Source organism: Pectobacterium versatile (assembly GCF_003932035.1).
In the GTDB taxonomy this organism is placed as follows: Bacteria; Pseudomonadota; Gammaproteobacteria; order Enterobacterales; family Enterobacteriaceae; genus Pectobacterium; species Pectobacterium versatile.
The window spans coordinates 100,666-116,008 of the sequence record NZ_CP034276.1 but is presented as its reverse complement, the minus strand read 5'-3'; the positions used below and the strand labels follow the sequence as shown (position 1 = coordinate 116,008).

General features: G+C 51.9%; 11 protein-coding genes. 4 read left to right on the top strand and 7 right to left on the bottom strand.

The genetic code is table 11. The features are described 5' to 3' along the window. Positions 1-55 precede the first annotated feature (55 nt). From EIP93_RS00490 to EIP93_RS00470, 5 genes are all read right to left on the bottom strand, one after another. Entirely contained in the window at positions 56-1,963 is a 1,908-nt protein-coding gene (locus EIP93_RS00490; RefSeq protein ID WP_103943129.1) for a PTS mannitol transporter subunit IICBA, read from the bottom strand. A 437-nt stretch (positions 1,964-2,400) separates the two neighbouring features. Beyond that, positions 2,401-3,105: a DUF3053 domain-containing protein gene (locus EIP93_RS00485; RefSeq protein WP_125232119.1), complete on the bottom strand. Its 705-nt coding sequence runs from the start codon at positions 3,103-3,105 to the stop codon at positions 2,401-2,403. Positions 3,106-3,401: 296 nt separating this feature from the next. After that, positions 3,402-5,471: a glycine--tRNA ligase subunit beta gene (gene glyS / locus EIP93_RS00480; protein WP_103943133.1), complete on the bottom strand. Its 2,070-nt coding sequence runs from the start codon at positions 5,469-5,471 to the stop codon at positions 3,402-3,404. Positions 5,472-5,480: 9 nt separating this feature from the next. Then, a complete protein-coding gene (gene glyQ / locus EIP93_RS00475) occupies positions 5,481-6,395 on the bottom strand; it encodes a glycine--tRNA ligase subunit alpha (protein ID WP_010296573.1) in 915 nt (304 codons plus the stop codon). Between the two features lie 127 nt (positions 6,396-6,522). After that, positions 6,523-7,329 carry a sulfite exporter TauE/SafE family protein gene (locus tag EIP93_RS00470; protein ID WP_103971668.1) on the bottom strand — a complete coding sequence of 269 codons (807 nt, stop codon included), beginning with the start codon at positions 7,327-7,329 and terminating at the stop codon, positions 6,523-6,525. A 366-nt stretch (positions 7,330-7,695) separates the two neighbouring features. Here EIP93_RS00470 and EIP93_RS00465 point away from each other — a divergent pair, with 366 nt between their 5' ends. Further along, the gene (locus tag EIP93_RS00465; protein ID WP_103862822.1) at positions 7,696-8,259 is read left to right on the top strand and encodes a DNA-3-methyladenine glycosylase I; all 564 of its coding nucleotides are present in this window, start codon (positions 7,696-7,698) and stop codon (positions 8,257-8,259) included. Beyond that, positions 8,256-8,684 (top strand): N-acetyltransferase, encoded by a 429-nt coding sequence (locus EIP93_RS00460; protein ID WP_105880080.1) that lies wholly within the window; start codon positions 8,256-8,258, stop codon positions 8,682-8,684. Before EIP93_RS00465 ends, EIP93_RS00460 begins: the two co-directional genes overlap by 4 nt. 68 nt (positions 8,685-8,752) lie before the next feature. On the opposite strand, the gene EIP93_RS00455 is transcribed toward EIP93_RS00460, so the two are convergent. Continuing rightward, positions 8,753-10,714, bottom strand: coding sequence for a methyl-accepting chemotaxis protein (locus tag EIP93_RS00455; protein ID WP_125232118.1), 1,962 nt, complete (start codon positions 10,712-10,714; stop codon positions 8,753-8,755). A gap of 374 nt (positions 10,715-11,088) precedes the next feature. Here EIP93_RS00455 and ghrB point away from each other — a divergent pair, with 374 nt between their 5' ends. After that, positions 11,089-12,051: a glyoxylate/hydroxypyruvate reductase GhrB gene (ghrB, locus tag EIP93_RS00450; RefSeq protein ID WP_125233298.1), complete on the top strand. Its 963-nt coding sequence runs from the start codon at positions 11,089-11,091 to the stop codon at positions 12,049-12,051. A 118-nt stretch (positions 12,052-12,169) separates the two neighbouring features. Here ghrB and EIP93_RS00445 read toward each other — a convergent pair whose 3' ends face one another. Beyond that, the gene (locus EIP93_RS00445) at positions 12,170-13,372 is read right to left on the bottom strand and encodes a serine hydrolase domain-containing protein (protein WP_125232117.1); all 1,203 of its coding nucleotides are present in this window, start codon (positions 13,370-13,372) and stop codon (positions 12,170-12,172) included. A 320-nt stretch (positions 13,373-13,692) separates the two neighbouring features. Between EIP93_RS00445 and EIP93_RS00440 the strand changes: the two genes are divergently transcribed. After that, complete coding sequence (locus tag EIP93_RS00440; protein ID WP_103862826.1) at positions 13,693-15,330, top strand: TIGR04028 family ABC transporter substrate-binding protein; 1,638 nt, start codon at positions 13,693-13,695, stop codon at positions 15,328-15,330. The last annotated feature ends 13 nt before the right edge of the window (positions 15,331-15,343 follow it).

The window sequence follows — 15,343 nt, the reverse complement described above, 5'->3', positions numbered from 1 at the left end:
TAACCTTAAAAAAACATAAAAAGAGGCCGCCCGCAGGCGGCCCTAGCCACATCAATTAGGCACTCTTTTTACCGGAGAGTAAGTCGAGTACTTCCTGAACATCCTGGGTCTGTGCCAGACGTTCAATGACGGCATCATCATCCAGCGCATTGGTCAGACTGGTGATGACCTGAATATGTTCGTTGTTGCGAGCGGCAATACCGATAACCAGACGCGCAACCTCATCTTCTTCATCGCCAAAGCGAACGCCTTCAGGATATTGGCAGAAGACAACGCCCGTTTTCAGCACGCGGTCTTTCGCTTCAATCGTACCGTGCGGCACGGCAATCGATTCGCCCAGGTAGGTGGAAGTCAGCTTTTCACGTTCCAGCATCGCTTCAACATACGCAGGCTCGACATAACCGCCTTTCACCAGTTGCTCACCGGCGAAACGGATTGCCTGCTCTTTGTCTGTCGCATGCTGATTCAGGAACACATTGCCTGCGCCCAGTTGGAACAGGTTAGTCTGTGCGTCGGCGACAGCGGGTGCTGGCGTCGCAACGGCTTCAGACTTCACGGCACCCTGTGCTGCGGTAAGACGTGCCACCAGATCGCTATACAGACCGCTATCAAGGAAGTTAGTCAGCGAAATGTGCTGTGCCTGCGGCGCATGACGCATCGCACGTTCGGTCAGATCGCGGTGCGTAATCACCAGGTCGACATCGTCCGGCAGACTATTGATCGCGCTGTTAGTCACCGAAATGTTGGTCAGCCCGGCATCCTGAACTTTCTTACGCAGCACACCCGCACCCATCGCGCTGGAACCCATTCCAGCGTCACACGCTACGATGATTTTACGCACGGTACTCATATCACCGCTGACACCGACGTTAGTCGCCGTGCCTTTAGAAGACGCTTTCATTTCCTGCACGCGGCGCGTTGCATCGCCCAGGTCTTCTTCTTTTTGCTTGGTGCTTTTCAGCAGAATCGCCGACACGATGAAGGACACCGCGAAAGCCGCTGCAATGGCCGCAAGGTTAGCGAAGTAAGCACCTTTTGGCGTCATCGCCAACACCGCCAGAATGGAGCCTGGAGACGCAGGAGAAACCAAACCGCCGCCCAGTACGCTCAGCGTAAACACGCCAGTCATCCCGCCCAGAATCACCGCAATAATCAGACGCGGATTCATCAGCACATAAGGGAAGTAGATTTCGTGAATCCCGCCCAGGAAGTGGATAATCGCCGCACCTGGTGCTGATTCTTTCGCGTTACCACGACCGAAGAACATGTAAGCCATCAGCACGCCCATACCTGGGCCTGGGTTCGCTTCGATCAGGAAGAAAATAGATTTGCCGGTTTCCGTCGCCTGCTGAATGCCCAGCGGTGAGAAGATACCGTGGTTAATGGCGTTGTTCAGGAACAGAATTTTCGCCGGTTCAACGAAGATGGACGTAAGCGGCAGCAGGTTGTTCTGTACCATCAGGTTAACGCCGGAAGCCAGCACCTGAGAGAAGACTTCAACCAGCGGACCAATTGCCAAAAATGACAGGATTGCCAACAACATACCGATAATACCGGCAGAGAAGTTGTTGACCAGCATTTCAAAGCCGCTTTTAATTTTACCGTCGACCATGTGGTCAAAACGCTTGATCGCCCAGCCGCCCAACGGGCCCACAATCATGGCGCCGAGGAACATCGGGATATCAGTCCCGACGATCACACCCATCGTCGTAATGGCACCCACGACACCACCACGCTCACCGAATACCAGACGTCCACCGGTATAACCAATCAGCAATGGCAGCAAATACGTAATCATCGGACCGACGAGCTTCGCCAACGTTTCATTGGGGAACCAGCCGGTAGGGATAAACAGCGCGGTAATAATACCCCAGGCGATAAATGCGCCAATATTGGGCATCACCATATTGCTGAGGAAGCGACCAAAGTTTTGCACTTTGATCTTAATATCTGGTGAAAGCATAAAAACACACCCCTATTGAAACGCGCTGACAATAAGAGCGCGTGGTAATTATCGTGAGACGGCGTGGCAATAAAAACACCGATTACCACAAGACTACTTCCGTCATTATTACTGTATGCAGCGCGGACTCTAACACGCTGTTTTCATACCGCAACTCCATGGCGGTAACGTGACAAAAATCACACAACCACCCTACATCAACGATACAAATAGGTGATTTAATTCACAAAAAACCGTTAAAAATGAAAAACTAAACAGATTTTTAGACAAACACCGTGCCTCATATGTGATTTAAGTCACACTTTAACAACCTGTATTTGTTTTATTTATGTGATGTTAGTCACAATTTATTTTTACCCTCTCACCTACCACACTCATCTTATCCAGAATACCTATCCGCCATATCGCATCGCTAAAGCGTCGGAACATGGACTCTGTTAGGGATAATTCACACCATTTATCCCTCTGAGCGCATTCACTACATTCTGCTGCTGCAGAGGTAACGCCGCGACCATGCTGTTATATTGCGCTACCTGCTGCGGCGTACGGAATTGCACAGACGCGCCGTTAAACACAGCTTGATCGCCCTGAGCCTGAAGGAAATCGCCGATCTGGATCAGGCTTTGTGCGAAGGCAATCGCATTCGGAATGGTGGGTAACAGTGCGTTGGTGGGCTGTATTACCGTGCGTGCATACAAACGCTCATAGGGTATTTGCACTTCTTCAGGCTGTTTTAACGTCCGATGGGCATTGTCTGCCTGCACTTTCGCCGCCTGCACATGCTGGCTCAACAGGTTCATTGCCCCAATGGATTGTCGAAGGTCATCACGCTGTGTCAGATAGTCTTTAGGGACGCGAATACGGGAAATTTGCCCCAGCATCGGCGTTAAACTGCCGGACACCGCCTGATTAAACTGCTGAGAAAAAGTGGTTAATATCGCGTAATCGTTGGCAAAATTGCCAAAATTCTTCTTCTGCTCTTCCGTCAATGTCGGCAGCTTCCCATCCTGCTGCGACTGTACGCTTTGCAGGAACGCAACGAATGCCTTCCGCTGATCGGCTTCGCTGTCACCACAGGCAGCCAACTGCAATGCCACTAAAATAACCAGAACTGGCAGCAGCCAGCGTGAACGGTACGTCATCAGCCTTCTCATTCCCTACTCCCGTTATGCTTACTGCCCCACCAGCCGTGCTTTACTCAGACAAAAACACGCTGGCGACGGATTTTCCATGACAAGATTTTCTACGACATAAGCATAGTCGAATCAGGCTGGCTGTGCAGAAAAAGGCCAGCTCTGACAACGAATACCGATTGTTTAAGCATCGAGATACACGGGGCGACCACAGGGGTGAGGCGGAACGTTTTGCGACGCGGGAAAAAATAACCCCCGAACAGGCGAACCTACTCGGGGGTTAGTATTACGTAACGCTGTCGCCGTTATTGCAGGACGGAAATATCCGCAACCTGCAAGAACAGTTCGCGCAGTTGGCTCAGCAGCGTCAGGCGGTTCACTCGAACCTGCTCATCTTCCGCCATGACCATCACCTGATCGAAGAACGCATCGACAGGCTCACGCAGTGAGGCCAGCTCAACCAGCGCTTCCTGGTAGCGACCTTCAGCGAACAGCGGCGTCAGTTTGTCGCGCAACACGACAAGGTGCGTGGCCAGCGTAATTTCCGCCGCGTCTTTCAATACGGCAGCATTGACGCTCTCGTTCAGCGTATCGGTAGACTTCGCCAGAATGTTGGAAACACGCTTGTTAGCCGCTGCCAGCGCCGCTGCGGCATCCAGCGAACGGAAGTGGCTGACGGCTTTGACGCGGGCATCGAAATCAGCCGGACGGGTAGGACGACGCGCCAATACCGCCTGAATGGTATCCACGCTGTGGCCTTCTTCCTGATACCAGGCACGGAAGCGGCCGAGCATGAACTCAATCACGTCATCCACAACCTTGGCGTTAGACAGCTTATCGCCATACAAACGCACCGCTTCTTCGGTCAGCGTCTGCAAATCGAGCGGCAGACGTTTCTCGACGATGATGCGCAGCACACCGAGGGCGGCACGACGTAGCGCAAACGGATCTTTGTCACCTTTCGGGTGTTGCCCGATGCCAAAAATCCCTGCCAGCGAATCCATCTTGTCGGCAATTGCCAGCGCACACGCCACCGCAGAAGACGGCAGTTCATCACCAGCAAAACGCGGCTGATACTGCTCATTCAACGCAACGGCAACATCTTCCGCTTCGCCATCATGACGCGCATAGTGCATCCCCATCACGCCCTGCGTGTCGGTGAATTCAAACACCATGTTGGTCATCAGGTCACACTTCGACAGCAACCCGGCACGCTTTGCGTGATCCACATCGGCACCAATCTGGCCAGCAACCCAGCCAGCCAACGCCTGAATACGGTCAGTTTTGTCGCGCAATGAACCTAACTGCTGCTGGAACAAGACGGTTTCCAGACGCGGCAGGTGATCTTCCAAACGCTTCTTACGGTCGGTATTGAAGAAGAACTCGGCATCAGCCAGACGCGGGCGCACCACTTTTTCGTTACCGGAAATAATCTGCTGTGGATCTTTGGATTCGATATTGGCAACAAAGATGAAGTGTGGCAGCAGATTGCCGCTGTTGTCGTAAACCGGGAAATACTTCTGGTCACCTTTCATGGTGTAAACCAGCGCTTCAGACGGCACAGCGAGGAATTTTTCTTCAAATTTCGCGGTAAGCACCACTGGCCATTCCACCAGCGAGGTGACTTCTTCCAGCAGGCTGTCGCTCAGATCGGCATTACCGCCAATCTTGCGTGCGGCTTCTTCTGCATCGGCTTTGATTTTAGCTTTACGCGCATCGTAGTCGGCAACGACTTTACCGCGCTCCAGCAGAATCTGCGGATACTGTTCAGCAGTATCGATCGTAAACTCAGCTTCACCCATAAAGCGGTGACCGCGAATAGTACGAGCGGAATTGATACCCAATACCTTACCGGGAATCAGTTCTTCACCCAGCAGCATCGTTACGGTGTGCACCGGACGCACAAACTGCGTTTCTTTGTCGCTCCAGCGCATCAATTTTGGAATCGGCAGCTTCGATAATGCGGTGCTTACCATGCCAGCCAGCAGCGCCTGCGCCTGTTCGCCTTTCGCGTGGGCGCGATACAGCAGCCACTCGCCTTTGTCGGTCGTCAAACGTTCAGCTTGCTCAACGGTGATGCCACAACCACGCGCCCAGCCTTCTGCCGCTTTGGTCGGTTTGCCTTCCGCATCAAACGCTTGTGAAATCGCCGGACCACGTTTTTCTACTTCACGATCGGGCTGAGACGCGCTTAAGCGTGCCACTTTCAGCGCCAGACGGCGCGGCGCGGCAAACCAGCTTACGTCACCGTGTGCCAGATTGGCGGCATCCAGCTCCGCCGTGAAATTCGCGGCAAAGGATTCTGCCAGATTACGGAGAGCCTTCGGCGGCAGCTCTTCCGTGCCAATTTCCACCAGAAAAGTCTTGTCAGTCATCGCTGCCTCTTAGCTCTCTTTCTTATTACACATCGGGAAACCCAGCGCCTCACGCGAGGCATAATAGGCTTCCGCAACCGCTTTGGTCAGGGTACGAATACGCAGAATGTAGCGCTGGCGTTCGGTAACCGAGATCGCTTTACGCGCATCCAGCAGGTTAAAGCTGTGCGCCGCTTTCAGAATGCGTTCGTAAGCCGGTAAAGGCAGCGGTTTTTCCAGCGCCAGCAGGTGCTGCGCTTCTTTCTCATATTGTTCGAAACAGCTGAACAGGAAATCGACATCAGCGTGTTCAAAGTTGTAGGTCGATTGCTCGACTTCGTTTTGATGGAACACGTCGCCGTAGGTGGTTTTCCCTAACGGGCCATCGCTCCAGACCAGATCGTAAACGCTATCGACGCCCTGAATGTACATCGCCAGACGTTCCAGACCGTAGGTGATCTCGCCGGTCACGGGCTTACATTCCAAACCGCCAACCTGCTGGAAGTAGGTAAACTGCGTGACTTCCATACCGTTCAACCAGACTTCCCAGCCCAGACCCCAGGCACCCAGCGTTGGGTTTTCCCAGTTGTCTTCCACGAAGCGGATATCGTGAATGGTCGGATCCATGCCCAGCTCTTTCAGGGAACCGAGATACAGCTCCTGAATATTTTCCGGTGATGGCTTAATGACGACCTGAAACTGGTAATAGTGCTGTAAGCGGTTCGGGTTTTCGCCGTAGCGCCCATCGGTCGGACGGCGAGAAGGCTGCACATAAGCAGCGGCCATCGGTTCTGGCCCCAGAGCCCGCAGGCAGGTCATTGGATGTGAAGTGCCTGCGCCGACTTCCATGTCCAATGGTTGAACAATGGTGCAGCCCTGGCGAGCCCAATAATCCTGTAACGTCAGGATCAGGCCCTGGAAGGTCTTGGTATCAAACTTTTGCATGTTGGATTCGCGCGCGATACAAGTGGATTTATAATGAATGCGCCAGTATACCCTCTGACCGCAAGATATACAGCCAGAATGCGGCAACAAGTGCAAATCCCCCGTCATCATCTTTCAAATTTCAGGATCAGCCTGAAAAAACGGTCTGCAACATCTTCAGGCTCAGCAGCAACAGCAACGCGGCAAAGGCCTTTTTCAGCGTCGCGACAGGCAGACGGTGCGCCAGGCGAGCACCAACGGGCGCGGTGAAGAAGCTGACGGCAGAAATCAAGAGAACCGCAGGCAGAGACACATAGCCGACGCTGTAGTCAGGTAATCCCGTCGCCGACCAGCCGTTAATCATGTAGCCCAGCGCACCGGAAAGGGCAATCGGTAACCCAACTGCTGCGGAGGTGCCAATCGCCTGCTGAATACGGACGTTACACCACGTCAGGAACGGCACCGTGAGCGACCCACCGCCGATAGCCACCAGCGCCGAAATACTGCCAATCACCAATCCCGCCAGCGAAACGCCTGCCGTACCGGGCAACTGGCGCTGCGGTTTTGGTTTGATATTCAGCACCATTTGCAGCGAAACGTAGGCCATAAAGCAGGAAAAAAAGATCGCCAGCGTCCGCGTTGGCAACAGCGTCGCCAGCCAGGTGGCTGCGAATGTCCCGATCAGGATGGCAGGCGTAATCCGCACCACCACAGGCCAAAGCACCGCCTGATGCTGATGATGCGTACGCAGGCTGGAAATTGCCGTGATGACGATGGCCGCCATTGACGTTCCTAACGCCAGATGTACCAAATGTGTATTATCTACGCCCTGCGCGGCAAACAGCGCCGTCAGCACTGGCACCATAATGCCGCCGCCGCCAATGCCTAATAACCCCGCCATAAAACCTACCACCGCGCCTAATGCCAGATAGGCTGCTATCCACTCTACTGCCATTCCCTGTACCCCTGTCTCTGTCTATACCCGTCATACTTCAAGCTGCTTGTGCGTTGGCTGCCCTTACTCACCCCAGTCACTTACCTGAGTAAGCTTCTGGGGACTCGCGCGGTTGCCGCCTTCACGCAACTCGAATTATTTAGGGTATTGCTTTTCTTATGATCGATTAAACAGCCCTGAGCTGTTGGCAAAGCATTATTCACGATTCCGCGACGACTTTCCGCCCCATCCGTAAACGACTTTTCATATCTGCGAGCACGCCCGCAAAACACTGGTTGCATATACAGCACCGTAAATGCCATGATCGAAGCCTACTTGTAACAGACTGCCTTACAATGAACAGCTCACCATAATCAGGAGAAAGGTATGCAACGCTGCGGCTGGGTTACACAAGACACCTTATATCAGGATTACCACGATAACGAGTGGGGGAAGCCCTGCACCGACAGCCAGAAGCTGTTTGAGTTACTGTGTCTGGAGGGCCAGCAGGCCGGTCTTTCCTGGATCACCGTCCTGAAAAAACGCGAAGGCTATCGTCGTTGCTTCCACCTGTTCGATCCTGAGAAAGTGGCACAGATGACGCAGGATGACGTGGATCGGCTGGTGCAGGACAGCGGCATTATCCGCCATCGCGGGAAAATCGAGGCGATTATCACCAATGCAAAAGCGTGGGTGGCGATGGAAAGTCAGGGAGAGAGCTTCTCGCACTTCATTTGGTCTTTTGTCGAACACCAACCGCGTCTCAATCACCCGGCTTCGCTCGCCGAAGTTCCCGCCAAAACGGACGTTTCAGATGCCATGTCAAAAGCCCTTAAGAAACGCGGCTTCAAATTTATTGGTTCAACCATCTGTTATGCCTTCATGCAGGCGGGTGGATTGGTCAACGACCATGTAACAGACTGCTTTTGTCATCAGGAAAGCACCTCATGATTCGTCCTTACCGCGACCACGACCTTGCGCCGCTGATGCAGCTTTGGCTAAAGAGCACCACGCTGGCGCACCCGTTTATTCGTGAAGACTACTGGCGAGAAAGTGCCAGCGCGGTACGTGAGATCTATATTCCCGAGTCGCAAACCTGGGTTTATGAAGAGCAAGGAAGCCTCATCGGCTTTATCAGCGTGCTGGAGGAACGGTTCATTGGCGCGCTGTTTGTGGAGCAAGCCTATTATGGAAAGCAGATTGGGAAAGCGCTGATCCAGCATGTTCAGGCACAGTATCCCTTACTCAGCCTGGAAGTGTATCAGCAGAATACGCGCGCCTGTCGGTTCTACCATAAGCAGGGGTTTGTCGTTGTTGAGGAAAACCTCAATCAGGATACACAGGCCACGGCGCTGATCATGCAGTGGGCGAAATAGGGAGCAGCAGCCAACGCCACTCCCTCCGGTTCAATAGATCATCTCTGAGTCATCGACTCAACGGGATATCAGAACGTTGTCCAGTTATCGCTCCCGTTATCCCGCGATGCGAGCGTCGGCAGGCGAGGCGCAGCCTTGTTGCCCGAATTCCCGTTACCGGAGTTCGCCCCTTGCAGCCTTGGCAGACCCGCAACATCCGAATCAGAGATGCGGAAAACCGACATCAGTTTTGCCAACTTCGAGGCCTGTTCCTGCAACGAATTCGCCGCGGCAGAGGATTCGCTCACCATAGAGGCATTCTGCTGGATGGTGGTATCCATTTCAGCCACGGCACTGCCGATTTGCGCAATACCGCGACTCTGCTCATCCGATGCTGAGGAAATTTCTCCCATGATGTCATTCACACGGCTCACAGAAGCCACAATGTCATCCATCGTCGTTCCCGCCTGAGAAACCAGCGCAGTTCCGGTATCTACGCGCGAAACCGATTCTGAGATCAGGCTTTCGATCTCTTTTGCTGCCTGTGAACTGCGCTGCGCAAGACTACGAACTTCACTGGCGACCACCGCGAAGCCTCGCCCTTGTTCACCGGCTCGGGCTGCTTCCACCGCGGCGTTCAATGCCAGAATATTGGTTTGGAACGCGATGCTATTAATCACCGTCGTGATATCAGAGATCTTCTTCGAACTCCCTGAAATATCGCTCATGGTGTTAATCACGCGGTTAATAATATCCCCGCCACGATTGGCATTGGTTGAGGCTTCTCCGGCAATCTGGCTGGCATGTCGGGCATTATCGGCGTTGTTCTTCACGGTAGCCGTTAACTCTTCCATGCTAGCTGCCGTTTCTACAATCGCCGCTGATTGCTGCTCAGTACGCGATGACAAATCATTATTGCCCGATGCGATGTCAGAAGAAGCGCTCTCAACGCTGTACACACTTTGACGAATATCAGTCATTAAATGACGTAATTTCTCCGTCATCACCATCATGGCCGTCGTTAATTGTCCCAGCTCATCATGCCGTTCAACCGTGACAGTCGCTGAAAGATCGCCACCAGCAATCCGTTCCGCCAGCTTCAGGTTGGTGATAATAGGTCGGGTAATTTGTCGCGTGACAGACCATGCGATCAGTAAACCGAATACGATGGCAATCGCTCCTAGAATCAGCGTTTGCAGTACGGAGCTATTGATAATGTCATCATTCTTCGCGCCAAGCTTTTGCAGAATACTGCCGATATCGCTCGTCATTCTGTCTCCGGTTGCCCGGAATTTAACATCTGTGGTTTTTAACTGCCCCAACCGCGCGTAATACTGCTCTGCCGTTTGATGATAGTTTTCAAATGCTTGCCAAAATGCGTCTACTACGCGGCGGCGATCGCCGCTGACCGATGATGCCAATGCATCGTAGGCTACCTTAGATTCGGCGTAGACCTGCTTCTGCGCGTTAAACGCGGCTTCGCTATTCTCTCGTTGTAAGGTGTAGGTGCTGTTGACCAATTTCAGAAACAGCAGCGAGAGAGCGTCCTTCTGCGTAGACAACGCATTTTCATCCGCGCCGACAGTGAGAGTAGTCATAAATGCCGTTAACGCATCAGAGGCATTCATCTGGCTGATTTTCTTTGCCGTCTCAACCACCGCATTTGCAGCAGTTTTCATGGTATTCAGATCGGTATCATAATCTGCAAAATCTTGATCAAGTTTTTTAAAATCAGATAGATATTCTGTTTCCCATGTGAGTGCTTTCGCTTTTTCTTTTTGCTGGCTTGCCTGACTAATGTAGGTATTGAGATTCTTGATATTGTCATCTGCAAAAGTGAATGAATATTTTACCCTCGCCATTTTTGACTGATCGAGATAGTGATTCATTTCATTCAAAATTGTCGTTTTAACATACAAATCGTGGATGATAAAAAATCGTACAGCGCCAACGCCAGACGCGATCATGACCAACAACAGGACAATCCCGAAACCGCCATACAGCTTATGAGAAACCTTGAGGTTACTCATAATCCTGGTAAAAAAATGCATTTCCGTCCCCCATTAATAAATCATATCTAAAACATGGTCATGTCTAAAAATCACCATGCCTAAAACATCCCGGTAGATAGGGTTATCGGTTTTTCACGGTAATGCTTTACCTAAAAATGAGTGATAATAATCACAAAGGAAATATATTAATCAATTAACCACAAAGAGATTTCATACCTATCGTGGAGCACCCTGTATGCGGCGGTGACGCGTCGGTATGCGATTGTTCATCATACCCATCGTGCAAATCCCCCATTAATCGCGGTTAACCTTGGGCAGATGCGGGGGCGGTATCGCTTGCAGTCTCTCGCCAGCTACGCGATTATTCGATGAGCTACTTCTACGTTAACTTCCTTAATCTGCTGGAGTTTGTGATGAAACCTAGCGTTATCCTGTATAAAAAAGTTTCTGACGATCTACGCGCTCGTTTAGACCAACACTTCACCGTCACTGAACTTGACGCCTTTCCCTCACTCGATCATCCAGCCCTGGCAACGGCCGAAGGCATCATTGGTTCCGGCGGCAAGGTCGATAAAGACTTCCTGCAACACGCACCGCGTTTACGCGCGGCGTCCACCATTTCTGTGGGTTACGACACCTTTAACGTCGACGCGCTGAATGAAAAAGGGGTGATTCTCATGCACACCCCAACCGTGCTGACGGAAACCGTGGCGGATACGGTTCTGGCACTGATGCTCGCCAGCGCACGCCGGGTCGTGGAAGTGGCTGAGCGGGTTAAAGCGGGTGAATGGAAAGGGGGCGTCGGCAGCGACTGGTTTGGCACTGACGTTCACAATAAAACTATCGGTATTTTGGGGATGGGCCGCATTGGTTTGGCCGTCGCGCAACGCGCCCACTTTGGTTTCAGCATGCCGGTTCTGTACAACGCACGCCGCCATCACGCCGAAGCGGAGCAGCGTTTTAATGCCCGTCACTGCGATCTCGATACGCTATTAGCCGAGTCTGATTTCCTCTGTATCACGCTGCCGCTAACGGCAGAAACGCACCATCTGATTGGCCGCGAACAGCTGGCAAAAATGAAACCCAGCGCTATTTTGATTAATATTGGTCGTGGTGCCGTCGTGGATGAAGACGCGCTGACGGAAGCCTTGGTGAAAGGAACCATTCAGGGCGCGGGTCTGGATGTTTTTGTCAAAGAACCGCTGCCCGTCGATTCTCCGCTGCTGGATTTACCTAACGTGGTGGCACTGCCGCACATCGGTTCTGCCACGCACGAAACCCGTTACGACATGGCCGCCTGCGCCGTTGACAACCTGATTGCCGCCCTGAGCGGTCAGGTAAAAGAAAACTGTGTGAATCCGCAGGTTTTGAAATAGCACTAGATCGTATATTGCATAAGCGTTTGTTTTCAAAATGCCCTTCACGCTCCAGTCACGATGTTTGCCGCGTTTCTGGAGACGTGCAGGTCGGAACTTATGTAGATAACCGATTTTTTTAAATCTTACACACGCCCTGATAATGGATGGCCTGACCAATGCGCGAGAGCAGTGTATGGCCGAGGTTATTATCCCAATTGAAGCTATTTTGCAGAACGACCACGGCAATACGATTCTGGCGATCTAACCCGATATAACTAGAATAACCACCAATATATCCCACCTGATAGGTAATATGCTGCGTGCCGACCTCATCAGTAATCCAGGCAATATTGGCAGCCTGTTTGGTGCGGTTGTAATAGGTTTTCATTGAATCATTTATAGCTTCGTCCAGCGCGTAATAGCCCGTCGGATAAATATGTGCACGGGCAAATTTCAACAGATCATTAGCACTGGTGTACAAACTGGCGGCGCCTACCATATTGGAAGAAAAGTGCCAGTCAGGTATCGGCTTGCCACGCATAATAAATTTGGGCTGATCGCCAGCGTGACCAATCGCTCGGTAGGGAAAGCGCGTTAATTTTTGTGGGGTAAAACTGGTGTTTTCCAATCTTAGAGGTTCGATAATCGTTTCATTAACCAACCGATCAATGGATTCCCCCGTTTTCAGCTGTAGAACATACCCCAGAATGGCATAGCCAAGATTTGAATAAGTCGGCGTTGGATTCGCCGGTACCGTAAAGTCAGCCAAATAATCCAATACCCGATCGTCATCCAATAGCGTATAGAAGTTATTCCCAGTAAATAGATACTCGGCAAAAAGCCCCAGCATCTGCATATCCATCATCTGCCGAGGTAAGCCCGACGTGTGGGTAACCAACTGTAGTAACGTGATCTTTTTTGCACTGTCGCTTAAGAGAATATGAGCAGGCAGGAGTTCTTCAAGCGTATTTTCCCAGCGCAATATGCCCCGCTTTACCAGAATGCCCGTGGTTTCCGCCATAAACCCTTTACTCACCGACCCAACGGCAAACAGGGTATCTCCCGTAATGGGATAACGGTGATCGCTATCCGTAAAACCATATCCCCAACTACGCATCGTTCCATCAGTCGTTAGCACCCCAACAACCAAGCCCGGTATCGCTTTTTGTTTAAGGAAAGGAACGGCCAGACTATCGACCTCAGCGGTCAAATCTGGATTGCAGGCAAGCCGCAGAACATCGGCATCCGATTCATCAATAGACATATTTGATAATGCGCCACACCCTGAAAGCATCAATAATGCTGCCGTGCACAGCGTAAATCGAAAGCGTAAACGCATAATAAAAATATCTTAAATTGACTATACGGGCGTTGAATTTTTTCGATCTTAAAAGGTTCACTTAAAAAGCACTATCAATATATTTCACCCCACTTAGCGATGTCCCAATTCATTAACGTTATTCCCTTTCTTTCTACCTAAAACTGGATAACCAATACCGGTATTGTTCTTTGCTGTTTCCTACCTCCTATGGAAGTATCGGCTGTAACGAGCGGTTAACGTCTTCTGCTGTATTCCCCGTTTCAGGACGTAATCGATACGCATATTCACCTGATAAAAAACAAATTTAATAAAAACCATCACATGTAGGGAAAACCATCGTGGCGACTTTTTTGCATCCTCATCAGAAACTTACTATTTTTGCCTCATTGCTCCTTCTGGGTGGTGCGCTGAGCGCACAGGCAGCGAACGACGCGCCGAAAATCGGCGGCACGCTGATTTATCTGGAGCAGCAGGCGCACACCAATCTCTATACGCCCGCGGGCGGGTTTTATCCGAACGGCGGCATCCTCAACCAGATCACCGATAAACTGACGTACCAGAACCCAGAAACGCTGGAGGTCGAACCGTGGATTGCGGAATCCTGGACTATTAACGCGGATAACACCGAATACACGTTCAAGATTCGTCCCGGCGTCAGCTTCTCTGACGGCACCCCGCTGGATGCCAACGCAGTAGCGAAAAACATCGATACCTACGGCTTGGGGAATACGGCGCTCAACCAGCCGATTTCCGAGGTCATCAATAACTACCTGCGCAGTGAAGTCATCGATCCGCTCACGGTGAAATTTTACTTTAAGAAGCCGTCTCCGGGCTTTCTGCAAGGTACTGCGACCATCGGTTCCGGTCTGGTGTCCCTCAGTACGCTTGAACGCAATTTCAATCAGTTAGGCAATGCCAAAAACATTATTGGCTCCGGCCCGTTCGTGGTGAGCAGCGAGAAACTGGGACGCGAACTGAAACTGACCGCCCGTAAGGATTACAACTGGGCTCCGGTTAAATCGAAGCATCAGGGGCGTGCCTATCTGGACGGCATTACCTATCTGGTGACCCCGGAAGACAGCGTGCGTATTGGCGCGCTGGTATCGGGTCAGGCGGACTTCATTCGTCAGATCCAAGCCTATGATGAGAAACGGGTGCAGAGCCAGGGCTTCAATCTTTATGCCCCACCGACACGCGGCGTCAATAACAGCGTCGTATTCCGCCCGGATAACCCACTGGTCGCCGATATCCGCGTGCGTAAAGCGCTGCTGCACGCCACCAACACCAAAGAGATCATTGATACGCTGTTCTCGGACAACTACCCACAGGCCACGTCACCGCTGGCTAAAACCGCCGCAGGCTATGTCGATCTCTCCAGCAAGCTCACGTTCGATCCCGCTCAGGCCAACAAACTGTTAGATGAAGCAGGCTGGAAAACCGGTTCGCAGGGATTGCGGCAGAAAGACGGCAAAACGCTGGAGCTAACCGCCTATGAATCTCTGCCGCAGCCGCAGAACAAAGAAACCTTACAGCTGGTTTCTCAGCAGTGGGCAAAAGTCGGCGTGAAGCTGAATGTGCTGGCCGGTGACGCAGGCAGCAAGACCGTCGATAGCCTAGACCCGCTGAAAACGGGCGTTGCTCCAGCGATGGTAGGCCGTGCCGACCCGGATGTGCTGAAAAGCCAGTATTACCCGACGGTACGCAACGTACTGCTGCAAAAAGGCGGCTCCAGCGACAAGGTGAACACCTTTGTCGATACGCACCTAAATACGCTGCTGGATGGCATCGCCGCTGAGACCGACCGCAGCAAGCGACTGGCGCTGGTCGGAGAGGTACAGAGCTACCTGATCGATCAGGCCTACGTCATTCCTATTTTTGAAGAGCCGCAGGTGTTTGCGGGCGCGCCCACTACAAAAGGCATCGCGTTTGAAGCCGTTGGTCGCCCCAGCTTTTACAACACCTGGCTGGATAAGTAACACAGAAGAAAGA